The organism is Sporosarcina sp. Marseille-Q4943, assembly GCF_943736995.1.
Lineage (GTDB): Bacteria > Bacillota > Bacilli > Bacillales_A > Planococcaceae > Sporosarcina.
On sequence record NZ_CALSFT010000002.1, the window covers coordinates 1,517,013 to 1,543,050 of the forward strand.

Sequence of the window (26,038 nt, forward strand, 5' to 3'; positions counted from 1 at the left end):
ATTGAGCGAACAACTGATTCAACTTCATATTGAGGAACCGAATGAGGCCGTCATGCTTCTAGGCATATCAGATCAGAATATGAAATTGATTGAAGAGTCCATGAATATTTCCATTCTTACCCGTGGCGATACTATTTCGCTGGCCGGGGAAGAAGAGGACATCATTGCAGGAAAGTATCTTCTTGAGCAATTATTGAAAGTGATCCGCAAAGGTATCAATATTAACTTGCGTGATACTTCCACTGCACTTGAAATGGTGAAAAACGGTACGATTGAATATTTCTCAGAGTTGTATGATGAAGAAATCGCCAGGACTGCAAAGGGGAAGGCGATTCGTGCGAAGACGATCGGCCAACGGGAATACATTCATGCAATCCGGAAAAACGACCTAGTATTTTGCATTGGACCGGCTGGTACCGGAAAGACGTACTTAGCAGTCGTTCTTGCCGTACAGGCGATGAAGACAGGGACTGTCAAACGAATTATTTTGACACGGCCTGCGGTTGAAGCTGGTGAAAGTCTTGGATTTCTTCCTGGTGACTTGAAGGAGAAGGTGGATCCTTATTTACGTCCTCTCTATGACGCCCTACATGACGTTTTAGGGGCTGAACACACAGAACGGCTCATGGAGCGAGGAGTGATCGAAATTGCTCCTCTGGCGTATATGAGGGGCCGTACGCTGGACGATGCATTCGTCATCCTTGATGAGGCACAGAATACGACGAAGGCACAAATGAAAATGTTTTTAACACGCTTGGGGTTCGGCTCCAAAATGGTGATTACTGGAGACAAGACACAGATCGATTTGCCTCGTGGAGTTGAATCCGGCCTGAGCGCCTCCGAATCTATCTTAAAAAAGGTTCCTGAAATCCATTTTCAATATTTGGAGCAGGGAGACGTCGTCCGACATCCAATCGTTGCAAAAATCATTGAAGCATACGAAAGTGAGCAGTCATCCTAACATGACTGCTCTTTCATCATTTCGACATCCGATGAGGAGATAAAGAGAGATAGGGGGATTGACTGTGTTCACACCCATCATAAAACTTTTCAAGTCCTTGAAATTCAAATACTTAGCACTATTCGTAATTGGATTGGCAGCAATCGCATTATTTTCCCTCATGTATGGCAATGTAAAACAAGAGACATATGAGCTGCATGAATTCAAAATCTCTCCGAAGACGATCCGGTCTTTGAAAACTGTTGAGGACACTGTGAAAACAGAACAGGAAAAGCGGAGGATTGAAGCCGAAGTTACGCCGTTTTACCAGTTTTCCGAAGACACCGCGAAAAACAGGGCTGCCATTGCTATTAACTTATTTGATTTCATCATCGAAGAGAAGCGGGAAAATACTCCAGACGCTGAAGATCCGGAAAAAAAAGTGAAAACACGTTCGGAACAGATAAAGGACATTAGGGAAAATTTTAAGAAGCTGGAAAAAGAGGAGCCTGGCCTTCGCTTGACAGATGATGCGATTGCGAGCTTGTTAACTAGGGATGTATCGGTCTTGCGCAAAATTCAGAATGAGATTGCAACAATCATTAATGAAGAGCTTTCCAAGCCTGTACGAAGCGGCGACCTGTCCACGGTCCGCTACGAAGTGGAAAGGAAGCTCCGTTTGTCTGAAGCGATCCCTCCAGCGGAATTGCAGACGCTCATAACTCTCGGCAGATCTCTCGTCGTCGAAACGGAAACAATCAATAAAGAATTGACAGACAAAAGGATAGAAGAAGAAAAAAATGCGGTTGAGCCTACCAGGATCCTGCAAGGGCAAGTGATCGTACGGGAAGGACAATTCATCGATTCTGAAATTTACAGGCAGTTGGAATTGACAGGACTATTGACGAACCAGTCGTCCACGAAGCCGATGGCGGGACTCATCCTCTTCGTAATTTTTGTATCTGCCATCATCTTCATGCATTTTTTTACATGGCGAGAAGACAATAATAAGAAAAAGAAAACTTTGCTGATCATTTATTCCGTATATTTCATTCTCGTAATTATAATGAAGCTTCTCAGTTTAATTGATAAAGAGTTTGATGTCCAGGTCGCTTTCCTCTTTCCAACGGCGCTCGCACCACTTCTTGTAAAGCTGTTGACGAATGAAAGGCTTGCATTCATGATGACGATCATCACGGCAGCAACAGCAGGTATCATCCTTCAGGAAGGGTTCGCAGCAATCATGCAGATGGAAATCGCCCTTTATATTCTGTTTAGCGGGGTCATAAGTATCTATGTCTTAGGGAATAACGGGCGAAGATCGAATATCTTACGGACGAGCCTCGTCGTGGCAGCCTCTAACATTCTTTTCATAGGTTTCTATTTATTGATGACCCAGTCGTCTTACGAGCTTTCCGAGTTGCTCTTCTATTTGGTAGCTGCACTGACTTCAGGAATCTTATCGGGCGCCTTGACAATTGGGCTTATGCCTTTTTTCGAATCTGCTTTCGGACTTCTTTCGGATATGAGGTTGATTGAATTATCAAATCCGAATCATCCGCTATTGAAAAAAGTGCTCACTGAAACACCAGGTACATATCACCATAGTGTGATGGTTGCAAACTTGGCGGATGCCGCATGTGAATCCGTAGGGGCCGATGGATTACTGGCACGGGTCGGCAGCTATTATCATGATATCGGCAAAACGGTGAGGCCGGGCTTTTTCATCGAGAACCAACATGGCGCCGTGAATCCGCACGATGAATTGCCGCCGGAAAAAAGTCGTGATATTATTATTGCCCATGCAAATGACGGGGCGGAACTGCTGGCCAAGCATAAGATGCCGGTTGAAATCATCGATATAGCAAAACAGCACCATGGAACAAGCTTTTTAAAATTTTTCTTTGTTAAGGCGAAGGAAATGGGACAGGATGTAGTTGAGGATGATTTCCGCTATCCAGGCCCTAAACCACAGACAAAAGAAATTGCAATCATCTCAATTGCGGATAGTGTGGAAGCGGCCGTGCGCTCCTTGAAAGAGCCGACACCAGACAGAATCGCTAACTTAGTCAAATCAATCATCGCTTCAAAATTGAATGATGGGCAATTCGATGAATGTGATTTATCGATGAAAGAACTGAAAACGATTGAAAATGTCATTTGCAAAACATTGAACGGCATTTTCCATAGCCGGATTGAATATCCGGACTGATCAGAAGGAAGGCGAAAGAATGCTTGATATTTATTTTAATGATGAGACAGGAAAAGTGACCGAAGACATTACTCAACTTGTAAAAGATGTGTTGAATCATGCGGCTGGAATGGAAGAGCTTTCTGGTCATCCTGAAGTGTCTGTCACATTCGTAACGGACGATGAGATACGGAAAATAAATGCTGAATACCGAGGGAAGGACAAGGCGACCGATGTCATTTCATTTGCGCTAGAGGAGATGACGGAAGGGGAAGTGGCCATTGTCCAGGAAGAAGGCATGCCGATTGTCCTTGGAGATATCATCATATCTGTCGAGACGGCGGCTCGGCAATCAGCAGAATACGGTCATGATGAAAGACGGGAGATTGGATTCCTTGCTTTGCATGGGTTCTTGCATCTTCTTGGGTACGACCATATGACCGAAGAGGATGAAAAAGAGATGTTCGGAAGGCAGAAGGAAATCCTGACTTCTTTCGGACTTGAAAGGTAGTAAGGAAATGCACCCTTTCTTCAAGTCCTTTCATTATGCCTTCAAAGGGATAGTGCACGGCTATCTGACGGAACGGAATATGAGATTCCATGTACTCGCCATTATCGTTGTGTCGATTGCAGGTGTTTTAACAGGTCTTACTGTGACAGAATGGTGCATCCTATTCATTCTGTTCGGAGGGATGACCGCATTGGAATTGATCAATACGGCAGTAGAACGAACTGTAGATCTTATTACGAATGAGTTTCATCCCCTTGCCGGACAGGCGAAGGATCTTGCCTCGGGGGCCGTTTTGGTTTTTGCATTTTTTTCAGCAATCATTGGCATGATCATTTTCATTCCGAAATGGTTGTAATATAACTTACGCAGAGGTGTTAGTATGGATAAAGTAAAATTGATGGAAGAAGCGAAAACAGCTAGAGAAAAAGCGTATGTGCCTTATTCGAAATTTCCGGTAGGAGCGGCGTTGTTAACTGGGGATGGTCTAGTTTACCACGGCTGCAATATCGAAAATTCAGCTTATAGCATGACGAATTGTGCGGAAAGGACGGCTTTCTTTAAAGCGGTTTCAGATGGGAACACCGATTTCAAAGCATTGGCGGTAATTGGAGATACGGAAGGTCCGATTTCACCATGCGGAGCATGCAGACAAGTGATCGCCGAATTTTGCGATTCCGATATGCCGGTCTATTTGACGAATTTGAATGGGAAAGTGCAAGAGACGACTGTAGGGGAATTGTTACCGGGTGCTTTCTCCAAGGAGGATTTGGAATATGCAGAAGGACAGCAATAAGTTCAAATCTGGCTTCATATCGATCATAGGTAGACCAAATGTCGGAAAGTCTACATTTTTAAATCGAGTTGTCGGTCAGAAGATCGCCATCATGAGTGATAAGCCACAAACGACAAGGAATAAAGTGCAAGGCGTTGTCACAACGGACGACTCCCAGTTGATATTCATTGATACTCCCGGAATTCATAAACCGAAGCACAAACTTGGAGATTTCATGGTGAAGTCCGCTCGCAATACGCTAAAGGAAGTCGATGTCATCATGTTCATGGTAAATGCCAATGAACCGATTGGCGGAGGGGACAGATTCATCATCGATTTATTGCAAAACACGGAAACTCCCGTTTTCTTAGTGATCAATAAAATCGATCTTGTCCATCCTGATGACCTATTGACGACAATCACTTCGTATACGAAGGAATATGACTTTGCGGAAGTCGTTCCGTTATCTGCGTTGAATGGCAATAATGTCGAAAGGTTAATGGAAACATTGACGAACTACTTGCCTGAAGGACCGAAATATTATCCGGACGACCAAGTGACAGACCACCCTGAACGCTTCATCATTTCCGAATTTATTCGTGAGAAGGTGTTGCATTTGACGCGTGAGGAAATCCCACATTCAGTCGCTGTCGTCATTGAAAAGATCGAAAGGGATGAAAACCGGGGACTTGTCGATGTGGCAGCCACAATCATCGTCGATCGGGATTCTCAAAAAGGGATCGTCATCGGTAAAAAAGGCGCCCTTTTGAAAGAGATCGGAACGAAAGCAAGGCATGATATCGAAATGCTTTTAGGGTCGAAAGTTTATTTGGAGCTTTGGGTGAAGGTGCAGAAGGATTGGCGCAATAAACCCGGTCAACTTCGCGAATTTGGATTCCGCGAAGACGAATATTGAACTTTTGCAAATTGAATAGGAGGGATGTCCTTGCTGAATAAATGGGAAGGGATCATCCTGAGGAGTATTCCATACGGCGAATCGAACAAGATTGTCACTCTCTATACACGTGAGGCGGGAAAAATGACTGCAATGGCGCGGGGAGCAAAAAAACCAGCGAGTCGTTTAGCGGCGGTTACCCAGACATTTACGTACGGATATTACCTTTTACGAACGGGGCGCGGAATGGGAACGCTGGAACAAGGTGAGCCGATCGATTCGATGAGGCATATCCGGGAGGATCTTGAAGCGACTGCTTATGCCAGCTACATAGTGGAGCTTATCGACCGGTTGACGGAAGACCGTGGACAGGGTCCGAATGTCTTCGGGTTGCTCATTGAAGCCTTGCAAGCAATCAATGAGCAATACGATCCTGAAGCGATCGCATTATTCGTCGAGTGGAAGATGCTCCCTGTCGCGGGCGTCCATCCTGTTTTGCATCAATGCGCAAACTGTGGAGCAACCGAAGGGGAATTCGCTTTCTCGTTTCAGGAGATTGGCTTCCTTTGCCATCGATGCTTCCAAATCGACCCGTATCTTGTAAGGATCACCCCGACGCAACTGAGACTGATCCGCACCTTTTTTACAGTTCCGATCCAGCAGGTCGGTTCATTGGATTTGAAAAAGGCGACGAAACAGTTTATGAAAAAAATCGTTCGAACGGTTTACGACGAACAAGTAGGGGTCCGGTTGAAGTCCAGGTCCTTCCTGGATCAATTGGAGCGTACCCCCGAATTATTACCGAAAAAAGAAAAACCGGAGGAAAAAGGCGAATGACCTTTTTCCTCCGGTTATTTTTTACTTAAAATACGAGATGTTTTTCGATGTAATCTTTAACATCCGCAATCGGCATACGGACTTGTTCCATGGAGTCGCGGTGTCTAACTGTCACTTGACGATCTTCCTCGGAGTCGAAATCATATGTGATGCAGAAAGGAGTACCGATTTCATCCTGTCTGCGGTAACGTCTTCCGATGGATTGGGAATCGTCGTACTGCGTCGCAAAATGCTTACGCAGCTCTGCATACACTTCCTCAGCGCCTTCGGAAAGCTTTTTGGATAATGGAAGGACTGCCGCTTTAATAGGCGCAAGGGCAGGGTGGAAACGCATGACAGTCCGTTTGTCGTCTCCCTCAAGCACTTCTTCGTCAAATGCATCGCATAGGAAAGCCAGAGTAACACGATCCGCGCCAAGAGAAGGCTCAATGCAATAAGGAATATATTTTTCGTTCGTCACTGGGTCTTGATAATGGAAGTCTTCACCTGAATGTTCCATATGTCGAGACAAATCGAAATCTGTCCGGTTCGCAATGCCCCATAGCTCTCCCCATCCGAATGGGAATTTATATTCGATATCCACTGTCCCTTTAGAGTAGTGTGAAAGCTCGTCGGAATTATGCTCGCGCAAGCGCATGTTTTCAACCGTCAAACCAAGGTCCAACAGCCATTTCTTAGAGAAGTCTCTCCAATACTCATACCATTTCATATCTTCGCCAGGTTTACAGAAGAACTCCAATTCCATCTGTTCAAATTCCCGGGTACGGAACGTGAAGTTTCCTGGTGTGATTTCATTACGGAAGCTCTTTCCGATCTGCGCTATTCCGAAAGGCATCTTTTTACGCATGGACCGTTGAACATTTTTGAAATTGACGAAAATACCTTGTGCCGTTTCTGGACGCAGGAAGATTTCGTTTGCCGATGAATCGGTGACGCCTTGTGAAGTTTTGAACATCAAGTTGAACTGTCGAATTCCCGTATAGTCCATCGCACCGCAAGTCGGGCAGACAATAGCATGTTCCTGGATAAGTTCTTCCATTTTTTCGAATGGTAAACCATCTACGACCAATTCAATGCCCTTTTCCTCCAATGCATCTTCAATTAACTTATCTGCGCGATGACGTGTTTTACATTTCTTGCAGTCGATCATTGGGTCATTGAAGTTTCCGATATGACCAGAAGCTTCCCATACTTTCGGATTCATGAGGATTGCAGCATCTAGTCCTTCGTTATAAGGAGATTCCTGCACGAATTTCTGCCACCAAGCGTGTTTAATATTATTTTTTAGCGCGATGCCGAGTGGACCGTAGTCCCATGTGTTTGCTAAGCCGCCATATATTTCCGAACCTGGAAATACAAAGCCTCTTTGCTTTGATAAATTGACAATCTGTTCCATTGAATACATGTAAAAATCCCTCCAATTAAAATAAAAGCACCCATCCTCGGACATTAAGTCCGAGGACGAGTGCATAATTACCCGCGGTTCCACCTCGATTGGCTGCAAGTCGCAACCCTCTTTAAGAAATGCTGGCTCCAGGTTGCCGTTTCATGCCAATACGGGCTTCCACTATCCCCGTTCGCTCAAGGTGGCATTACTTATAGACCCTTCTCCGCCTATTGAATTCAGTATTAGTGTAGCATGCTTCCTCATTCTCTGCAATCCATATCGCTGATTTCTGAACGACTAAGACAGAAACCAAGCCATCGGGTTAGGAATTATGGACGTAAAATGCTATACTAAGCAAGGATAAATTATCGAACGATTAGGGCGGTGATTCATATGGAATTGAATAAGCGCCAGACTGAAATCCTTGAAATCGTCAAATTGGACGGTCCTATAACTGGTGAGCAAATTGCGGAAAGGTTGAGTCTAGCTAGAGCAACAATAAGACCCGACCTAGCAATCCTGACAATGGCAGGCTATTTGGATGCAAGGCCGCGTGTCGGCTACTTTTATTCAGGGAAGAAACCGACCCAATCTATAGCTGATGGCATGATTGGAATGAAAGTCGGGGATTTCCAATCCATTCCAGTAGTCGTCAATGAAAATATATCGGTCTACGATGCTATATGTCAGATGTTCCTGGATGATGTAGGAACGCTGTTTGTTGTGGATAAATCTTCCTGTTTGACTGGGGTTCTATCCCGCAAGGATCTGTTGCGTACAAGTCTTGGAAACAGCGAGCTGGATAAAATTCCGGTCCACGTCATAATGACGAGGATGCCGAATATTACATATTGCAAAAAGCAGGATTCACTCATTCAGGCGGCGAAGAAAATGATCGATCAACAAATCGACTCTCTTCCTGTCGTCACCATGAAAGAGGAAGGACTGGACGTAGTAGGTAGAATCACCAAAACGAATATTACACGTGCATTCCTTTCGCTAGCTGAAGATCATGAGTTATAAGCGGTTGCCTTTTTGAGCAAAATGAAAGAGGAGTGTTACAATGAGAAAGTTGACATTGTTCATCGTTTCCGATTCTGTCGGCGAGACAGCGGATTTAGTTGCCAAGGCAGCGGCGAGCCAATTCAGACAGGATTTAGAAACGGTTTCGACAAAACGTTTTTCACATGTAGAAGATGAATCACAACTTCGTGAAATTGCATATTTGGCCAAACAGCAAAATGCAATTATCATCTATACACTTGTGAAAAGTTGCATGCGAAGGAAACTGAAAGAGGAATGCCGGGATAACGGACTGCAATGTATTGACCTGCTAGGTCCGATTGTCAAAGAAATCGGCAATTCCCTTGAGGAAAAACCTTTAGAGGAACCGGGACTTGTCCGACAGTTGGATGAGGATTATTTCAAAAAGATCGAAGCGATCGAATTTGCCGTGAAGTATGATGATGGCCGAGATCCGCGAGGTGTATTGAAAGCGGATATCGTCTTGGTAGGAGTTTCGCGCACGTCGAAGACGCCATTATCCCAATATCTTGCACATCGCCGTTATAAAGTGGCGAATGTACCGCTTGTTCCCGAAGTCGATCCTCCTGAGGAATTATTCCGGATCGACCCGAGTAAGTGCTTTGGTTTAGTCATATCCCCAAGCGTTCTCAATTCAATCAGGAAAGAAAGATTAATAGCGCTCGGCTTGAAGGATGACGCGAATTATGCGAGAATCGAACGTATCCAACAGGAGTTGGAACATTTTGAGAAGGTTGTTTCAAAAATCGGCTGCACTGTAATCGATGTATCGAACAGGGCCGTTGAAGAAACTGCAAACCTAATTTTAAGTGAAGTTGCCAATCGCAACTCCTAATATATACATAAGAAGGACCACCAAGTAAAAATGGTTGGTTCTTCTTTTGCGGATTGTGTACAATAGTATATTGTCGCAATACTAATTTCGTATTTTAAACAAATGTGATTGATCATGAATTTATTTTGTCGAAAAAGCAGGATTTATGAAAACTGTCTCGAATTCAAGTATGTGAGAAGAGAATGGTGATAGGATGACTAAAATTCCAGAAGAGACAATTGAACAAATCCGAGCCAAAACGGATATCGTCGATCTTGTCGGCGAATATGTCCAATTGACGAAACGGGGAAGGAACTGGTTTGGTCTATGCCCATTCCACGGGGAAAATACTCCATCCTTTTCCGTATCAGAGGAGAAGCAAATTTTTCATTGCTTTGGATGCGGTGCTGGCGGGAACGCCATAACCTTTGTCATGGATATAGAAAATAGTCCTTTTACAGAAGCTATCTCTAAGCTAGCCGTGCGGGCGGGTGTCGAATTGGAAGTTTCCTTTAGCGAGGCCTCCAAAGGTGGAAGTTCAAATGAATACCAGCAGATGATCGATGCTCATGCGCTTGCGGCGAACTTTTATAGTCACTTATTACTGAATACAGTGGAGGGTGAAAAAGCATTACATTATTTGGAGCAAAGAGGGTTTTCCCGTGAGCATATCGAAAAGTATGGTATAGGATGGTCGCTCGACGATCGGGAAGTGCTCACCCAATTGTTGATGCGCAAGAAGTTTGATATGAAGGAGATGGAGCTGGCCGGACTTTGTATTATGAAAAATGATGGAACTGGGTATTTTGATAGGTTCCGTGGACGTATTATGTTTCCGTTACATGACGATAATGGAAATGTCGTTGCTTTCTCAGGGAGGACATTGTCTGACTCCAAAGAGGAAGCAAAATACTTGAATAGCCCAGAGACGCCAATTTTTGAAAAGAGCCGATTGCTCTATAATTTTCACAACGCACGTCTTAATGTTCGTAAAACGGGTAAAGTAATACTGTTCGAAGGTTTTATGGACACGATTGCCGCTGAACGAGCGGGAATTATGAATAGTGTTGCCGTCATGGGTACATCCTTGTCAGACACCCACCTGACCAAAATGAAACGCATCGCCAATCAGTTGATCATATGCTGTGATGGCGACAATGCAGGATGGGATGCAGCAAAACGATTTGCCGTCCTTTCCACACAAAAAGGATTGGATGCGAAAATCGCCTTATTGCCGGGGAAAATGGATCCAGATGAATATATTTCAACATTTGGCGGGGAATCTTTCTCCGAAAAAGTGATTGGCAATCCACACTCGTATATGTCATTCATTATGGCTTATTATAAAAGGTCGAAAAATTTATCTCATGAGAACGATGTATTGCAATATATACATGAAGTGTTGGAGGAACTTGCCCCGAGAGTCTCACCAGTTGAACGTGATTTGATGATCAGGCAACTGACGGCGGAAACAGGAGTTTCCCCGAGTGCTCTCAATGAACAGTTGATGAAAAAGGTTGGCAAGCTGGCAAAGCAGGAGAAGACGATGCAACCTGCGGGACAAGCCGTCCCGATGACCGTATCTGAACGGAAGATGTCGAGCATTGAACGTGCTGAGAGGCTTCTGTTATGCCATCTGCTAAATGATGGGAATTTATTCGACAGAATTCGGGATGAACATCAAGAACTCTTCTTCCGGGAGGATTATGCTGCGATTTTCATAAAGCTAGCCGGATTTTATGAAAAGCACGGCATGCCTGATTTCCATAGATTCGCGGAGTCTTTGGAGGATCGGGATCTTCGCAAAGTCGTCATGGAAGCGGCTATGCTTGATAGAGATCCTGAATTTGCTGAACAGGAAATAGAAGATTGCGTTCATCATCTTAATAAGCATCGGATTATTAGACGCATTGACGAGATGATGCATGATTCCAAAGAAGCGGAAAAAATGAACGATCATACCCGGGCACTGGAGCTGGCCAGGGAAATTATACAGCTCCGGAAATCATTATCGGCAATGTAAGCCGTATTCCGGTGAAATAAGGAGGAACGGGTATTATGACTAAAGAGCAATCAGGAGAAATGGAGCACGAAATGACATTAGATGAAGTGAAAGCAGGTTTATTGGAAGCTGGAAAAAAAGCGGGGGAATTGACCCTTGAAGAGGTGACGGAGAAATTATCCGTCTTTGAAATGGAGCCTGAGCAGTTCGAAGAGTTCCTCGACCAAATCGAAGCTGCAGGCATAGAAATGGAACGTAAAGATGAAGAGGAAGCGACTGCCAAGGAAGAGGAACAATTCGATTTAAATGATTTGAGCGTTCCTCCGGGCGTCAAAATCAACGACCCTGTACGCATGTACTTGAAGGAAATCGGCCGTGTCGATTTATTGACCGGAGATGAAGAAGTGAAATTGGCGATTGGCATTAAAGAAGGCGTGGAAGCGGAAGAGAAGCTGGCTGAAATGAAAAAGCCGGATCCAGCCCTTTTGGAGCTCGTTGAGAAAGGCGAAAACGCTAAGAAAAAGCTAGCGGAAGCCAACCTCCGCCTTGTGGTCAGTATCGCAAAGAGGTATGTAGGACGTGGAATGCTATTCCTCGATTTGATTCAAGAAGGTAATATGGGACTTATCAAAGCCGTTGAGAAGTTTGATCATACGAAAGGATTCAAATTTAGTACGTATGCAACATGGTGGATCCGTCAGGCAATTACAAGGGCGATTGCGGATCAGGCTCGTACAATCCGAATCCCTGTACACATGGTTGAGACGATCAACAAACTAATTCGGGTACAGCGTCAATTGCTTCAAGACCTCGGACGCGAACCGTCTCCTGAAGAAATTGGAGAGGAAATGGATTTGACGGCTGAAAAAGTGCGTGAAATCCTAAAAATCGCACAGGAACCGGTCTCGCTTGAAACTCCGATCGGGGAAGAGGACGATTCCCACTTAGGTGATTTCATCGAAGACTCGGAAGCTCAGTCACCATCCGATCACGCCGCCTATGAATTATTGAAAGAACAGTTGGAAGACGTTTTGGACACGTTGACTGACCGCGAGGAAAACGTGTTGCGACTACGTTTCGGTTTGGATGACGGAAGGACAAGAACGTTGGAAGAAGTAGGGAAAGTCTTTGGTGTCACCCGCGAACGGATTCGTCAAATTGAGGCGAAAGCTCTCCGGAAGCTGAGACACCCTTCCCGCAGCAAAAGATTAAAGGACTTCTTAGAATGATTACCCGCATCGGCATGCTTCATGCCGATGCTTTTCACTTTGAAAAGAATAATAATTAGGGGCGACATAGGGATGAATGCTCAGCGAAAGAAGATTATTACGGCTGAAATTAACTATTGGAAACAAAATAAATTGCTACCGGAACATTATTGCGATTTTCTCATAACGCTTTATACACAAGGTGATCATGAACAGGAAATCAGTGCAACCGAAGCAGTCCTCTCAAAAAAGAAAAGGAAGTTGAAAGTGCGCGCCGTCCTCATTCAATCACTATACATACTTATTGCATTCGCGTTGCTCGGTATTTCTCTGAAGTTATGGACGCAATTTTTTGATGGACAGGCGATTCTATTGGTAGGATTCTTAATTGTGAACTGTTTATTATGGCTGTTAGCTGGAAGACTTTTAAAATTGTTTTACTTTACAATATCAGGAGCAGCAGGATTAGTATTAATTGTCATCTTCATCATGAAGACCGTATTCTAGCATGCTTCGAAAGAATGATTGTGGTAATGCCGATATTTTCGGTATAATTAAATTGTAAGCGTTCACAACAAGGGGGTTGAAGAAAATGAATTTTGATTTAACAGATGAGCAACAGATGATCAGGAAGATGATGAGGGAGTTTTCCGATGAAGTTGTTGCACCGGGAGCGATTGAACGGGATCGGACAAAGGAGTTTCCAATCGAGATATTCAAACAGCTTTCTGAAATGGGCATGATGGGGTTGCCTTTCCCTGAGGAGTATGGGGGAGCGGGAGCGGATACGATCAGCTTCGCAATTGTAACTGAAGAGCTGAGCCGTGGCTGTGCTTCCACAGGCATTACATACTCCGCTCATATTTCTCTTGGGGGTGCGCCTCTTTATCTATTCGGAACGGAGGAGCAGAAACGGAAATATTTGACGCCGATATGTACGGGGGAATCATTCGGCGCGTTTGGGCTCACTGAACCGAATGCAGGGTCTGATGCCGGGGGGACGCAGACGACAGCAAGAGAAGAAGGCGATGAATTTGTCATCAATGGCTCAAAAGTATACATTACAAATGCAAGTTATGCTAAACATTTGGCGCTTACAGCAATTACAGGAAACGAAAACGGCAAAAAGGAAATTAGTGCCGTCATCGTGCCGACAGATGCAGAAGGGTTCACGGTTATCGACAACTACGAAAAGATGGGCTTACATGCTTCCAACACTACAGAATTAGTGCTTGACAATGTTAAGGTTCCGAAAGAGAACCTTCTTGGCAAGCGCGGAGACGGTCTTAGACAGTTTCTTGTCACTTTGGACGGCGGAAGGATTGGAATTGGAGCAATGGCTGTAGGGATTGCGCAAGCCGCTTTTGATAGGGCGTTGAAATACTCGAAAGAGAGGAAGCAGTTTGGCAAAACGTTATCTGAATTTCAGGTTACACAATTTAAGTTGGCCGATATGGCAATGAAAATTGAATTAGCTAGAAATATGGTCTACAAGGCGGCATGGTTGAAAGACCAAGGACGCCCCTTCACGAAAGAGGCTGCCATGTGCAAACTGTATGCTTCCGAAATTGCGATGGAAGTCGCGGATGAGGCAATTCAAATTCACGGAGGCTATGGCTATATGAAGGAATATGAAGTTGAACGATATATGAGAGATGCAAAATTGCTCGAAATCGGCGAAGGGACTTCTGAAGTGCAACGCATGGTAATTGCTAGACAAATTGGTTGCTAGTATCAAAAACGAAACTGGGTGCCATAGAAAAGTTTGTCCAAATTGTCACAATCAGCTAAATGTATAGTGATAACTCTTTCAGTTTTCATCAGGATACAGTACAATATGAGATGTGCACTGTATACTTTACAGAATAATTCCTGGTGAAGGAGGGTAATTCGATGAAAAACAATCCTGTAGTGCCTTATATCCTGATTTTTGCGCTAGGATTAGGACTTATTTTCTTCATGTCCTTGTACGGTATCGAGCAGAAAGATGAAATCGCTGCATCGAATGAGGAAGGTAAAACTGAAGAAACAACTGAAGGAGCAGCATCCGAAGATTTTGATCCTGAGGCCTTTGCTCAAGGAAAATGTATCGGCTGTCATGGCGGTGACTTGTCCGGTGGAATGGGACCGAGTCTACATGGTTTGTCAGCATCCAAAGATGAAATCCATGACATCATTAAAAACGGTCAAGGCGGAATGCCTGCATTCGGCGGACAAATCTCCGACGAGCAAATCGACCAATTGTCAGAGTATATCCTATCACTTAAATAAGAACGGGAAGCCATCGGTAGCGTTACCTACACGCACCGGTGGCTTTTTCAATTCTGGAAAAGATGTTGAGAATCCCTTACAATAAGGGTATTGGAAAGGCGGGGATCTATTGAATTCCGAAAAATTATCAAAACGGCTAGCAGCGGTCGCGTCATTTGTAGAACAAGGCGCCACTATCGCTGATATTGGAAGCGACCATGCGTATTTACCTTGCTTTTTAGTGAAGGAAGCTAAAATCTCCAAAGCGATTGCAGGAGAAGTCGTAAAAGGACCGTTTGAGTCGGCAGTAAAAAACGTACAAAAGAAAGGGTTGACGGATGCAATCACCGTCAGACTAGCGAATGGACTGGAAGCTATTCATGAGTGCGATGGAGTAGATACGGTTACGATTGCTGGAATGGGCGGGCCGTTGATCGCATCCATTTTAAGAGATGGGGCTGAAAAGCTGAAAAGTGTCAAACGGATCATCACACAACCGAATATCCATGCAACGTCAATCCGTGAGTGGGCCGTACAAAACGGGTGGAGAATTGTCGACGAACAGATTTTGAAGGAAGATAATAAAATCTATGAAATCATCGTCCTTGAAAAGGGAGATGTGGAGTACGGCGAGTTGGAAATGCTTGTTGGTCCTTATTTGCTCAAACAAAAATCGGATGTTTTCTTTGAAAAATGGAAGCGGGAACTAGATGAATGGGAACGGGTACTGTCATCATTAGAGAATGCCGGAAACACGCTTGAAATCAATGAGAAAAAGGAACAATTACGGAAGAAAATCGAGTTGATAGGAGGGGCTTTGATACATTGAGAAAAGTGAATGGGCACGAAATCATAACCCTTTTTGAACAGTGGTCCCCAAAACGGTTTGCAGAAGATTGGGATCCGGTCGGTTTGCATATTGGTCAGTTGAATCGTCCAGTCGAAAAGGTCATTATCACATTGGATGTTAACGAAGCGGTCGTAGATGAGGCGATAGAAAATGGAGCAAATTTGATTATTGCACATCATCCTCCTATTTTTCGTCCAATGAAACATATTTGGACCGACACACCTCAGGGAAGGCTCATTGAAAAATGCATCAAACATGACATTTCCGTCTATGCCGCACATACAAATCTGGACGTTGCTCCCGGCGGGGTGAATGATCTGCTCGCCTCCCGTCTTGGTCTCAAGGACATCGATGTGTTGGAGCCGACAATCTCCGATCCACTCTATAAATTGGCGGTGTTTTGCCCGGTGAAGCAGGCAGATGAATTACGGGAAGTGTTGGCGCGCTCAGGAGCGGGGGCAATCGGGGATTATGCCGGATGCAGCTTCACTTCTTCGGGTATCGGTCGATTCACGCCTGCTGCTGGCGCCGATCCGTTTATCGGGGAAGTCGGGAAAATGGAAAAGGTTACAGAAGAACGCATTGAAGTCGTGCTTCCTGGTCCACTTAGAACTAAAGTTCTGAAAGCGATGCTGGCAGCTCATCCATATGAAGAGCCTGCTTATGACTTTTTTGTTCTAGATCAACGGACCAAGGAGTTCGGTCTCGGCAGGGTCGGTAAATTAAGTGAGCCTATGGAACTTCATGAGTTCGCCAAGTTTGTCAAAAAGGCTTTGGACGTTCCGGCTGTCAGGATCGTCGGCGACTCTTCAAAGCGCATCCGTAAAATTGCCGTGCTCGGAGGCAGCGGCAGTAAATATATAAGAGCCGCAAAACGAAAGGGAGCAGACGTATTCGTCACTGGAGATATGGACTTTCACAGTGCCCAGGAGGCAGAACTGATGGATCTCGCCATCGTGGATCCAGGCCATCATGTGGAGAAAGTGATGATTGAAGGAGTTGCCCGGTATATGGAACAGGCATGCAGGGAAAAAGGGTACGATGTTTCATTCATCGAATCGGAAATCGACACCGAGCCATTCCGATTCATCTAATAAATAAAGGCTGTTCCGTGTCGGTAAACGACGGCGGAACAGCCCTTTCATTTCTTTTATTCTGTAATCCTGCCAGTAAAAGCCCGATTGGTTTAACTAACACCCATTGGGGAATGCTAGAACTCCCCCAATGAGTGAAGTTTCACTTTACTGCATACGGCTCAATACGCTTGACCGGTTCAGGATTCTTGATTTTTGGCAGAATCCGATCCAATTTGAATTTACGCTCGGGTACGTGAGTCGATGGATCTTCAGGATCGAAGTTTTCCAAGAAAGCGATCACTTCACGGACGATTAACGTCGGAGTAGATGCGCCCGCTGTGACTGCAACCGTTTCAACGCCTTGTAGCCAATCGATATTAATCTCGGAGACATCTGAAATCCTGTAGGAAGGCGTATTTGCAATTTCAACCGACACTTGTGTCAAACGGTTGGAGTTGTTGCTCTTTGGATCTCCTACAACGATCAACAGATCCGCTTCTCCTGCCTGCTCCGCGACAGCTTCTTGCCTTACTTGAGTTGCTAGACAAATTTCCTTGTGCACTTCAATATGAGGGAATTTCTCTTTCAGTGCATCCATGATATGTGCGACATCCCATTGGCTCATCGTCGTCTGATTCGTTACAAGGAGCTTTTCATTGTCAAGCTCGAGTCCATCAACGTCATCAAGCGTCTCGATCAGGTGAACAGCATGAGGTGCTACACCGATAGCCCCTTCAGGTTCAGGATGGTGCCTTTTTCCAATATAAATAATGTCGTAACCTTCTGCAGTCTTTTCTGCAATCAGGTCATGAGTGACAGTGACATCCGGGCATGTCGCATCAATTGATACAAGACCTTTGCGTCGGGCTAATTCCCGGACTTCCGGCGATACGCCGTGGGCAGTGAAAATGACGGTGCCTGTTTCCACTTTCTCGAGGATTTCCAACCGGTTCTCACCATCCAAGGTGATGATGCCATCTTCCTCAAATGCATCTGTGACATGTTTATTATGGACAATCATGCCTAATATATAAATAGGTCTCGGCAAAGTTTTGTCGAGTGCTGCATTTCTCGCTATGACCATTGCATCGACAACCCCGTAACAATAACCGCGCGGGGAAATCTTTTTAACTTTCATTCACTCCACACTCCTCTAAAGGGATCTGTATCCATTATAGCGGAGTCAGGCACACGTTTCAAAATTATAATTTGGGCGGCTGGAAAATCCGTGGATTGGACACGCCGGGTTGTGGGCTTGGTGTGCTCCCCGATGCGGCAGCAGAAGCTGCTGTTCCAGACGCTCCTCCTGCGGACGGAAGTGATTGAAAGCCTTTATATAATTTCCACATCGCGGGCAAGTTCTGGAACATCGGTGCGATCTGCTGGACAAGTGGCGCATATTGTTGGGCGGTATTTAAAAACCTGTTGGCCGTTTGCATGTACATTTCCATTTTAGATGTATTTTGAAACGGACCCGGCATGGATGAGCCATACGGATTTCCCATCGGAGACCCCTGAAAAGGTTGTCTCGGTGTTTGGGTAAAATTCGGCGGTTGCTGTGGGCCGCGGAATGGCTGCCTCATTGCAAACGGCGAGTTTTGCGTGCGAGCGAATGGATAGAAGGATTCATACCTCATGGATAACCCCTTTCATTTGGTCATTGTGAACTTTCACAATCTATACTATGCGAAAATCGCATACTGCGGAACAGAATCATGCTACAATAGGAATACGTTAGGAGGCATATGAATGTCTAAATTCACTGATTATCAATTCAAACCATTCCTTAGGGAGGCTATTGCCCAACTGGGGTTTGAAAACCCGACACCGATACAAAAAGAAATGATTCCATTAATCCTTAAAGGATCCAACGCGATCGGACAAGCCCATACAGGAACAGGCAAGTCACACAGCTTCCTTATTCCGATCCTTGAGCGTTTGGACGAGGAGAAGGAAGAATTGCAAGCGGTCATTACCGCACCGACGAGGGAACTCGCTTTGCAGCTATATGACGAATTGAATAAAATGACCGAAAAAACAAGTATCAGGAGCTCGATTTTAATCGGAGGAACCGATAAGCAACGCTCCATCGACAAGTTGAAATCAAACCCGCATATTATTGTCGGTACGCCAGGAAGGATTCGTGACCTTGCAGAAGAAGGTGCTTTAGCAATCCATACGGCATCCATTTTAGTAATCGATGAAGCAGATTTGGCCTTCGACATGGGGTTCATTGAAGATATCGACAAATTCGCGTCAAAAATGCCGACGGACTTGGAAATGTATGTATTTTCGGCGACGATACCTGAAAAACTGAAGCCTTTCTTGTCTAAATACATGGAAAATCCCACTCACGTTCAGATTGGTAATAAAAAGCCTTTGACGGAAGGGATGAAATACTCGCTCGTTCCGGTCCGAAGCATGGACCGTAGGAAAAAGCTATTGCACATATTGAGTGCAATCAATCCTTATTTAGCGATCGTCTTTACGAACACGAAGCAAAATGCGGATGAGATCGCCGATTACCTAGCTGATCATGGCATTAAGGCGGGTAGGATACATGGTGATCTATCACCTCGGGAACGTACCCGGATGATGAAACAGATCAGGGACCTCGAGTATCAATACATCGTTGCGACAGATCTAGCCGCACGAGGAATTGATATTCCTGGCGTGAGCCACGTCGTCAACTACGAGTTGCCGGATGACTTGGAGTTCTTCATCCACCGAGTGGGAAGGACAGCCCGTGCAGGACTCGAGGGAATCGCTATTACAATGTACGAGCCTTCCGAGGACGACAAAATTGTGCAGATTGAAAAAATGGGCATACCATTTATCCACGAAGACGTTAAACAAGGCGAATGGATTGAGGTCAAGGAGCGCCATGCCCGGAAGAAACGGGTCAAGGAGACGGATGATCTCGATCGAAAAGCGGCCTCGTATGTACGTAAACCTTCTAAGGTCAAGCCTGGATACAAAAAGAAAATGGCTAAAGATATAGAGAAGTTCAAGAAGAGGGAAAGGAGATTGAAACGAAGAAATGAAAAATGATCAACCTTTGCTGTTAGGTTCACATGTATCGATGAGCGGCAAGAAGATGCTGCTAGGTTCAAGTGAAGAGGCGTTAGGATACGGCGCGACGACTTTCATGATTTATACAGGTGCTCCTCAGAATACTCGTAGGAAACCGATTGAAGAACTGAATATCGAAGCGGGACTTTTGCATATGAAAGAGAACGGTCTATCCAATATCGTCGTACATGCCCCTTACATCATCAATATCGGGAATACGACTAAGCCCGAGACGTTCAGGTTAGGTGTCGACTTTCTGCAGCAGGAAATCCAAAGGACCGCAGCTCTCGGGGCAGACCAGATCGTTTTGCACCCGGGGGCTCACGTTGGTGCAGGAGCGGAGAACGGCATCGCTAAAATCATTGAAGGATTGAATGAGGTACTCTCTGAAGATTCGACAGTCCGCATCGCGCTTGAAACGATGGCCGGAAAGGGCAGTGAGTGCGGCAGGAATTTTGATGAAATTGCGAAAATCATAGACGGCGTTAATAACAATGAGCGGCTTTCCGTCTGTTTTGACACTTGCCACGTCCACGATGCAGGATATCACATCGTCAATGACTTCGATGGTGTGTTAAATGAATTTGACAAGATCATCGGAACAGACAGGATTTCAGTCATCCACGTCAATGACAGCAAAAACGAACGTGGGGCGATGAAAGATCGTCATGAGAATATCGGGCATGGATACATCGGTTTTGATGCTCTCAGCTATATCGTGCATCACCCTGAATTCATGTCGATCCCTAAAATTCTTGAAACACCTTTCGTAGGAACCGACGCAAAAAACAAGAAGGCACCTTATCAATATGAAATTGAAATGTTGAAATCGAAAACATTTCAAGCTGAGCAAAGGGAGCTATTATTAGTTTAATTAAAAAATCCCCGCCAATTGGAAACTCCGTTGGCGGGATGTTTTTTTGCGATTAGATCATATCCAAATACTGACGGAACAATTCCTCTCCTTTTTTCTCTCCGACAGCATACTTCACTTTAGCGATGAAGCTTTCCGGAATGCCGGTAAAAAGCCAATGGAATGAGATTTCATCAAGCAAAGGTCGCAACGCTCTAATTTCTTTGACTGATAGATTGATACCATACGACTGAGCCAGCAACTTGGCCTCTTCGTCGCTTTTCTTCTTTATTTCATTCAACATTTGCATGTAATCCAATTTACACCATTCCTTCTCAATTAGTTGTGTCCGACCAACTCTTCCTATATACTCTACTAGTAATCGTAATCGTTCCTGTTTACATGCATTCAACAGAAAGGGATTTTACTATATGACAAATACGATAATTGAATGTTCTAATGTCAATTTTCGATACGAGCACTCTACCGTTCTCGAAGATATATCATTGGAAGTGAAAGAAGGGGAGTTCTGGGCTCTCATCGGTCCGAACGGCTCCGGGAAATCGACGCTGATCAATATTATTTTAGGATTATTGAGAGCAGATCAAGGGACTGTGAAGCTATTTGGCCAAAACGTTGACTCTTTTAAGCAACGGGAGCGCATCGGATATGTCTCGCAGAAATCCAATTCATTTAATTCAGGATTTCCGGCCACTGTTTTGGAAGTCGTGAAAAGTGGTCTCACTCGCAAGGTCGGATTATTTAGAGGCTTTTCAAAGCACGATGAACAAAAAGCTTTGGAAGCATTGCAAATCGTTAAAATGGAGGAATTCGCCTCCCAAAATATTGGTGAATTATCCGGCGGCCAGCAGCAACGTGTATTCATTGCACGGGCATTGGTTGGTGAACCGGATTTATTGATCATGGATGAACCGACCGTCGGAATCGATCAGAAAAATGTCACTTCGTTCTATTCTATGCTCAATGAATTGAACCGTGAACATGGCATCGCAATTCTACTCGTTACACATGAAATCGATCTTGTCACCGAATTGGCAACACATGTTGCTTGCCTGAATCGATCAATCCACTTCCACGGCGTTCAATCCGACTACAAAAAATTGAACGATGCAGACATATCATTATGGTACGGTCACCCTGTGCGGCGCGTCCATCAACAACAGAAAGGGGTATGACCGTGATTAGTGCTTTATTCACATATGAATTTCTTCAAAATGCATTTTACTCCGGGCTGATCATCGGTGTCATAGCACCGTTGCTCGGGCTTTTCATCGTAGTCAGGAGATTGGCGCTCATTGCGGACGCATTAAGCCACGTTGCGTTAGCTGGGATTGCCGGAAGCCTCTATTTGAGCCAGTCCGTGTTATTCTTCTCGGCATTGAACCCTGTTTATTTGGGGATGGCAAGTGCGGTAGGCGGCTCATTGTTGATTGAAAGACTTAGAGGTGCTTATAAGCACTTCGAAGAATTGGCAATTCCGATCATACTTTCCGCTGGAATCGGCTTCGGAGCAATCTTCATATCTTTAGCGAAAGGCTTTGGGTCAGATCTCGTCGGCTATCTATTCGGTTCCGTTTCCGCCGTGAGCCGGCAGGATTTATGGATCATCGTTATCATCGCAATCGTGGTCATTGCATATATACGTTTTTTCTACAAAGAATTGTTTGCCTTGTCATTTGACAAGGAGTACGCAAAAGTTTCAGGCATTAATGGGAAATTCATTCAGATTGTTTTCATGATCATCGTTGCCCTTGTCATCGGCGCATCGATGCGGATTGTCGGAATCCTGCTCGTTTCTTCGTTAATGACAATCCCGGTTGCAGCAGCGATACAGCTTGCCAAAAGTTTTAAAGGAGCAATGATGTACTCAATCATCATCGGTGAGCTGTCGGTCATTATTGGGCTATTTGCCGCATTTCATCTCGACATTGCCCCAGGAGGTACAATAGTCATCACGTCAATCATCATTTTATTGCTCGTCCTTGGTTGGACTAAAATAAAAGGCAAACAGCCTACCCGGAAAGTGAAGGGGGAATTTGCATGACTCTTGACGAAGCATGGCGTATATTACAGGAACATCAATTTAAGAGGACTAAAAATCGGGAGACGATTTTGGAGTTTTTTTCGGACAATGATCGGTATTTGACTGCGATGGAAGTCCGGAATTTCATGGCCGATGATAATCCTGGCATCAGCTTTGATACGATCTATCGCAATTTGACGACTTTTTCGGAGCTTGGCATTTTGGAAGAGACCGAGCTGAATGGAGAGAGGCATTTTAGGATGCAATGTGACCACGGCGTTCATCATCATCATTTCATTTGCACGTCATGCGGCAAGACGCAGAACATTGCATACTGCCCAATGGAATCGATCACGATTAATCTGCCAGGCTACGAAGTCGAAAGCCATAAATTCGAGATTTACGGAAAATGCCCGGTTTGTGTGGGACAATAAAAAAGGAGTAGGGGATTGAACCCTACTCCTTTTTAATTCACTTTTTCTCCAATTGGGAACAGCTTTTTAATCCACTTGTCGGCTTCTTGCCAACTCTTCACTCGTATAACACCTTCCGGAATCGGTTCGCGGTTATATGGAGTGTCAAAGAGAAGAACTGGGATGTTCAATTCTTCATGGATATCAACTGCATTGTCATGCTTATCTTCGAAAAACGCATCGACATTGAACTTTTTCGCAGTTTCGATTTTATGATGGCTGCCGATCAATTCAATATGATCATAAGGGATTTCCTCCCGTTCAAACCAATCGTGCGTACATTCCGCAACATTTGGCCCACGTGCTGAAATATAATACAGCTCGTAATGCTCCCGCCATTCAGAAAGAATCATTTTTGCATATTCCTGGGCAGGTGATGTTTCGTATATTGTCTTTTCCGCTTCACGGTACCATTCAAAGAACTCTTTCTCGTCAACCGGGAAAGCTTTCGTCAAATCGTATTCCGTAATATCATCTAAAATCAGATTGCATCCAAATTGTGCATTGATATGCGGAAGAAGGGAAGTCGGACATGTGACAGTCCCATCAATATCAATACCGAATCGGATTTTCCTCATTCTGAAGCCCCACTTTTCAGAAGCTCTTCTTCTTGTCGTTTTTTCTCAAAATACTCTTCAGCGAGCTTATCAATTTCCATTTTCAGTTCTTCAACCATCGTTTCCTCAGGCACTTTACGGACGGTTTTCCCTTTCATGAAGAGCAACCCTTCACCGCGTGCGCCAGCAATCCCAATATCCGCTTCACGCGCCTCGCCCGGACCATTCACTGCACAGCCCAATACAGCGACTTTCAATGGCGCTTTAATAGTAGAAATATATTCTTCTACTTCATTCGCAATCGAAATCAAGTCGATCTCGATACGGCCGCATGTAGGACATGAAATGAGAGTCGCGGCGTTGGAGGATAGACCAAATATCTTTAACAATTCACGGGCAACCTTTATTTCTTGAGTAGGATCTGCACTCAATGAAACACGGAGTGTATTCCCGATGCCGGCTGATAACAAAGTTCCAAGGCCTGCAGCACTTTTGATGGAACCTGCGAACAATGTACCAGACTCTGTTATTCCGAGATGCAATGGATAATCGAATGCAGCTGCTGCTTTCATATACGCTTCAACAGCCAAGTTAACATCTGAAGCCTTCAATGAAACGATAATATCGTGGAAGTCGAGATCTTCCAATATTTTAATATGGTGCAAAGCGCTCTCTACCATGCCATCTGCTGTCGGATAACCGTACTTTTTAAGAATATGCTTTTCTAGTGAGCCGGCATTTACACCGATTCTGATTGGTATGCCTTTTTCTTTTGCAGCTCTTACAACGGCTTCAACTTTCTCCTGACGGCCAATATTGCCCGGATTGATCCGGATTTTATCTGCACCTTGTTCGATTGCAATTAATGCGAGTTTATAGTCGAAATGGATATCAACGACGAGAGGGATATTAATTCGTTCTTTGATAGCGCCAATTGAATAAGCAGCCCTTTCGTCGGGGCAAGCTACACGGACAATTTGACAGCCCGCTTCCTCAAGACGCAGTATCTCTTCCACTGTAGCATCAACGTCATGTGTTTTTGTTGTTGTCATACTCTGGATGAACAGCTCATCACTGCCGCCAATCGTCAAATTGCCGACTCGCACAGGACGAGTTTTAGATCTGTGTATTATTTCACTCATGGATATATTCTCTCCTTAAAAAAACTCATAACTGATTTCTATTTTAGCAATCATTCGGATGAAAAGACAAGGGACACCGCTTAAAACATCCTTAATTACAATTATCCTGCCCTATATTCGAGAGTGGAAGTTGGATGGAAAGGCCACCGATAAGATCCTGGTTTCGAAGATGGGGATTAAGGGAATAAAATATTGATAATCTTTCAACAAATGTTGTCTCCGAATCCGGATACATCGAAAAAAGGGATTCTATCGTATCGCCTTGGATCGTCGTTACATGTATGGTTTTCAGTGTCGTCTCTGTACAAGGCTGTTCATTCCCGAAAAACGCTGCAAGAGGGATTGTCCCATCCCCCAAGTCGATTCGGATAATATGAAAGGTAAGAAACAGAATTACAGCTACGAATAAAGTGCGCATGAACATTCCCCCTTCCCACACGATATGTGTGGAACTTGGAAAGTATTCACTTGGCTGCTTTTGGATAAAACTTGAGGGCCATAATTAAATAACCGATATGGATTACTGACGAGAAGATGATGCCGGAAGTTTCCCAAATCTGAAAGAAATCCAGAAAAATCGTCAGCAATAAAGGGACGGTTATGGCGATGGCAGCAGTCCGCCAAACAAAACGATATTCCACACGCCTTTTCATCAACTTGCCAATCCATATTCCGATGGCAGCAAAGATGCTAATTCGGACAAAAACGTAGAATGTCGCGATGACAAATTGGAAAATGAAGGCCATCGGATAAATGAGCCCACCAATCGTTTCACTATACTCGTTCAACTCAGGGGAGGCTTCGAACAAGTCTGTATCACCCACTGAGAATCGAGTGAATGAAATTAGTGTCATCAGCAATATGAAAAGGAATGCATATCGGATAACCCGGCCGATTGGAAGCAGCCGGAATGCCGCTAGTTTTTTAGGTTCATGGAACGCTGCCAGAAATAATTGATGGAACTTCAAAGTGGGACCTCCTTTACCTTACTGATAGTCTATCATGTCTCATGATGCGAAGTGCCAATTCCAAATTCGACAGAAGTATGACTTTTTTAGGCTGAATTGTTAAGGGAATGTAAAGATTTGTCCGCCGCTATTTACAATTCGTTAACAAAGTC

Annotated in this window: 29 protein-coding genes; 21 read left to right on the top strand and 8 right to left on the bottom strand. The window is 44.6% G+C overall.

Annotated elements, in window-relative coordinates; all coding sequences use genetic code 11:
* Position 1 precedes the first annotated feature (1 nt).
* The 7 genes from NIT04_RS07415 to recO all read left to right on the top strand — a co-directional run bounded on the left by NIT04_RS07415 (position 2) and on the right by recO (position 6,146).
* The gene (locus tag NIT04_RS07415) at positions 2–961 is read left to right on the top strand and encodes a PhoH family protein (RefSeq protein WP_252502913.1); all 960 of its coding nucleotides are present in this window, start codon (positions 2–4) and stop codon (positions 959–961) included.
* Positions 962–1,025: 64 nt separating this feature from the next.
* Entirely contained in the window at positions 1,026–3,152 is a 2,127-nt protein-coding gene (locus NIT04_RS07420; protein WP_252502914.1) for an HD family phosphohydrolase, read from the top strand.
* 19 nt (positions 3,153–3,171) lie between these two features.
* On the top strand, positions 3,172–3,642 hold the full coding sequence (gene ybeY / locus NIT04_RS07425; protein WP_252502915.1) for an rRNA maturation RNase YbeY: 471 nt from the start codon (positions 3,172–3,174) through the stop codon (positions 3,640–3,642).
* A gap of 7 nt (positions 3,643–3,649) precedes the next feature.
* Positions 3,650–3,997 carry a diacylglycerol kinase family protein gene (locus tag NIT04_RS07430; protein ID WP_252502916.1) on the top strand — a complete coding sequence of 116 codons (348 nt, stop codon included), beginning with the start codon at positions 3,650–3,652 and terminating at the stop codon, positions 3,995–3,997.
* Between the two features lie 24 nt (positions 3,998–4,021).
* A complete protein-coding gene (locus NIT04_RS07435; RefSeq protein ID WP_252502917.1) occupies positions 4,022–4,435 on the top strand; it encodes a cytidine deaminase in 414 nt (137 codons plus the stop codon).
* Positions 4,416–5,330: a GTPase Era gene (gene era / locus NIT04_RS07440; protein WP_252502918.1), complete on the top strand. Its 915-nt coding sequence runs from the start codon at positions 4,416–4,418 to the stop codon at positions 5,328–5,330. Before NIT04_RS07435 ends, era begins: the two co-directional genes overlap by 20 nt.
* Before the next feature lie 30 nt (positions 5,331–5,360).
* A complete protein-coding gene (gene recO, locus NIT04_RS07445) occupies positions 5,361–6,146 on the top strand; it encodes a DNA repair protein RecO (protein WP_252502919.1) in 786 nt (261 codons plus the stop codon).
* Between the two features lie 25 nt (positions 6,147–6,171).
* On the opposite strand, the gene NIT04_RS07450 is transcribed toward recO, so the two are convergent.
* Positions 6,172–7,551, bottom strand: a complete 1,380-nt coding sequence (locus NIT04_RS07450; protein ID WP_252502920.1) for a glycine--tRNA ligase — start codon at positions 7,549–7,551, stop codon at positions 6,172–6,174.
* 375 nt (positions 7,552–7,926) lie between these two features.
* Here NIT04_RS07450 and NIT04_RS07455 point away from each other — a divergent pair, with 375 nt between their 5' ends.
* The 9 genes from NIT04_RS07455 (at position 7,927) to NIT04_RS07495 (ending at position 16,795) form a co-directional block, all read left to right on the top strand.
* Positions 7,927–8,556, top strand: coding sequence for a helix-turn-helix transcriptional regulator (locus NIT04_RS07455; protein ID WP_305880091.1), 630 nt, complete (start codon positions 7,927–7,929; stop codon positions 8,554–8,556).
* 40 nt (positions 8,557–8,596) lie between these two features.
* Entirely contained in the window at positions 8,597–9,412 is an 816-nt protein-coding gene (locus tag NIT04_RS07460; protein ID WP_252502922.1) for a pyruvate, water dikinase regulatory protein, read from the top strand.
* A gap of 193 nt (positions 9,413–9,605) precedes the next feature.
* A complete protein-coding gene (gene dnaG, locus NIT04_RS07465; protein WP_252502923.1) occupies positions 9,606–11,414 on the top strand; it encodes a DNA primase in 1,809 nt (602 codons plus the stop codon).
* Positions 11,415–11,449: 35 nt separating this feature from the next.
* Positions 11,450–12,622: an RNA polymerase sigma factor RpoD gene (rpoD, locus tag NIT04_RS07470; protein WP_252502924.1), complete on the top strand. Its 1,173-nt coding sequence runs from the start codon at positions 11,450–11,452 to the stop codon at positions 12,620–12,622.
* Positions 12,623–12,694: 72 nt separating this feature from the next.
* Entirely contained in the window at positions 12,695–13,108 is a 414-nt protein-coding gene (locus NIT04_RS07475) for a hypothetical protein (protein WP_252502925.1), read from the top strand.
* Between the two features lie 85 nt (positions 13,109–13,193).
* Positions 13,194–14,333, top strand: coding sequence for an acyl-CoA dehydrogenase (locus NIT04_RS07480; RefSeq protein ID WP_252502926.1), 1,140 nt, complete (start codon positions 13,194–13,196; stop codon positions 14,331–14,333).
* Positions 14,334–14,494: 161 nt separating this feature from the next.
* Positions 14,495–14,872, top strand: coding sequence for a cytochrome c550 (cccA, locus tag NIT04_RS07485; protein WP_252502927.1), 378 nt, complete (start codon positions 14,495–14,497; stop codon positions 14,870–14,872).
* Positions 14,873–14,981: 109 nt separating this feature from the next.
* Positions 14,982–15,680, top strand: a complete 699-nt coding sequence (locus NIT04_RS07490; protein WP_252502928.1) for a tRNA (adenine(22)-N(1))-methyltransferase TrmK — start codon at positions 14,982–14,984, stop codon at positions 15,678–15,680.
* Positions 15,677–16,795: a Nif3-like dinuclear metal center hexameric protein gene (locus NIT04_RS07495; protein ID WP_252502929.1), complete on the top strand. Its 1,119-nt coding sequence runs from the start codon at positions 15,677–15,679 to the stop codon at positions 16,793–16,795. The genes NIT04_RS07490 and NIT04_RS07495 overlap by 4 nt, the downstream gene beginning before the upstream one ends.
* Positions 16,796–16,937: 142 nt before the next feature.
* Here NIT04_RS07495 and NIT04_RS07500 read toward each other — a convergent pair whose 3' ends face one another.
* Positions 16,938–17,915, bottom strand: a complete 978-nt coding sequence (locus NIT04_RS07500) for a 4-hydroxy-3-methylbut-2-enyl diphosphate reductase (protein WP_252502930.1) — start codon at positions 17,913–17,915, stop codon at positions 16,938–16,940.
* Positions 17,916–17,979: 64 nt separating this feature from the next.
* The gene (locus NIT04_RS07505; RefSeq protein WP_252502931.1) at positions 17,980–18,414 is read right to left on the bottom strand and encodes a YqfQ family protein; all 435 of its coding nucleotides are present in this window, start codon (positions 18,412–18,414) and stop codon (positions 17,980–17,982) included.
* A gap of 112 nt (positions 18,415–18,526) precedes the next feature.
* Here NIT04_RS07505 and NIT04_RS07510 point away from each other — a divergent pair, with 112 nt between their 5' ends.
* The gene (locus NIT04_RS07510; RefSeq protein ID WP_252502932.1) at positions 18,527–19,828 is read left to right on the top strand and encodes a DEAD/DEAH box helicase; all 1,302 of its coding nucleotides are present in this window, start codon (positions 18,527–18,529) and stop codon (positions 19,826–19,828) included.
* Positions 19,829–19,835: 7 nt separating this feature from the next.
* Positions 19,836–20,723 carry a deoxyribonuclease IV gene (locus NIT04_RS07515; protein WP_252503215.1) on the top strand — a complete coding sequence of 296 codons (888 nt, stop codon included), beginning with the start codon at positions 19,836–19,838 and terminating at the stop codon, positions 20,721–20,723.
* Positions 20,724–20,775: 52 nt separating this feature from the next.
* On the opposite strand, the gene NIT04_RS07520 is transcribed toward NIT04_RS07515, so the two are convergent.
* Positions 20,776–21,012, bottom strand: coding sequence for a hypothetical protein (locus NIT04_RS07520; RefSeq protein ID WP_252503216.1), 237 nt, complete (start codon positions 21,010–21,012; stop codon positions 20,776–20,778).
* A 121-nt stretch (positions 21,013–21,133) separates the two neighbouring features.
* Here NIT04_RS07520 and NIT04_RS07525 point away from each other — a divergent pair, with 121 nt between their 5' ends.
* The 3 genes from NIT04_RS07525 to NIT04_RS07535 are packed head-to-tail and all read left to right on the top strand — an operon-like array spanning position 21,134 to position 23,180.
* Entirely contained in the window at positions 21,134–21,898 is a 765-nt protein-coding gene (locus NIT04_RS07525; RefSeq protein ID WP_252502933.1) for a metal ABC transporter ATP-binding protein, read from the top strand.
* Between the two features lie 2 nt (positions 21,899–21,900).
* Positions 21,901–22,767 (top strand): metal ABC transporter permease, encoded by an 867-nt coding sequence (locus tag NIT04_RS07530; protein ID WP_252502934.1) that lies wholly within the window; start codon positions 21,901–21,903, stop codon positions 22,765–22,767.
* Positions 22,764–23,180 (top strand): Fur family transcriptional regulator, encoded by a 417-nt coding sequence (locus NIT04_RS07535; protein WP_252502935.1) that lies wholly within the window; start codon positions 22,764–22,766, stop codon positions 23,178–23,180. Before NIT04_RS07530 ends, NIT04_RS07535 begins: the two co-directional genes overlap by 4 nt.
* Before the next feature lie 32 nt (positions 23,181–23,212).
* Here NIT04_RS07535 and NIT04_RS07540 read toward each other — a convergent pair whose 3' ends face one another.
* The 4 genes from NIT04_RS07540 to NIT04_RS07555 form a co-directional block, all read right to left on the bottom strand.
* Complete coding sequence (locus tag NIT04_RS07540) at positions 23,213–23,797, bottom strand: hypothetical protein (protein ID WP_252502936.1); 585 nt, start codon at positions 23,795–23,797, stop codon at positions 23,213–23,215.
* On the bottom strand, positions 23,794–24,918 hold the full coding sequence (gene ispG, locus NIT04_RS07545; RefSeq protein ID WP_305880092.1) for a flavodoxin-dependent (E)-4-hydroxy-3-methylbut-2-enyl-diphosphate synthase: 1,125 nt from the start codon (positions 24,916–24,918) through the stop codon (positions 23,794–23,796). The genes NIT04_RS07540 and ispG overlap by 4 nt, the downstream gene beginning before the upstream one ends.
* A 91-nt stretch (positions 24,919–25,009) precedes the next feature.
* Positions 25,010–25,336, bottom strand: a complete 327-nt coding sequence (locus NIT04_RS07550) for a tail protein X (protein WP_252502937.1) — start codon at positions 25,334–25,336, stop codon at positions 25,010–25,012.
* A gap of 46 nt (positions 25,337–25,382) precedes the next feature.
* Positions 25,383–25,886 carry a DUF1189 family protein gene (locus tag NIT04_RS07555; RefSeq protein ID WP_252502938.1) on the bottom strand — a complete coding sequence of 168 codons (504 nt, stop codon included), beginning with the start codon at positions 25,884–25,886 and terminating at the stop codon, positions 25,383–25,385.
* Positions 25,887–26,038: the final 152 nt, after the last annotated feature.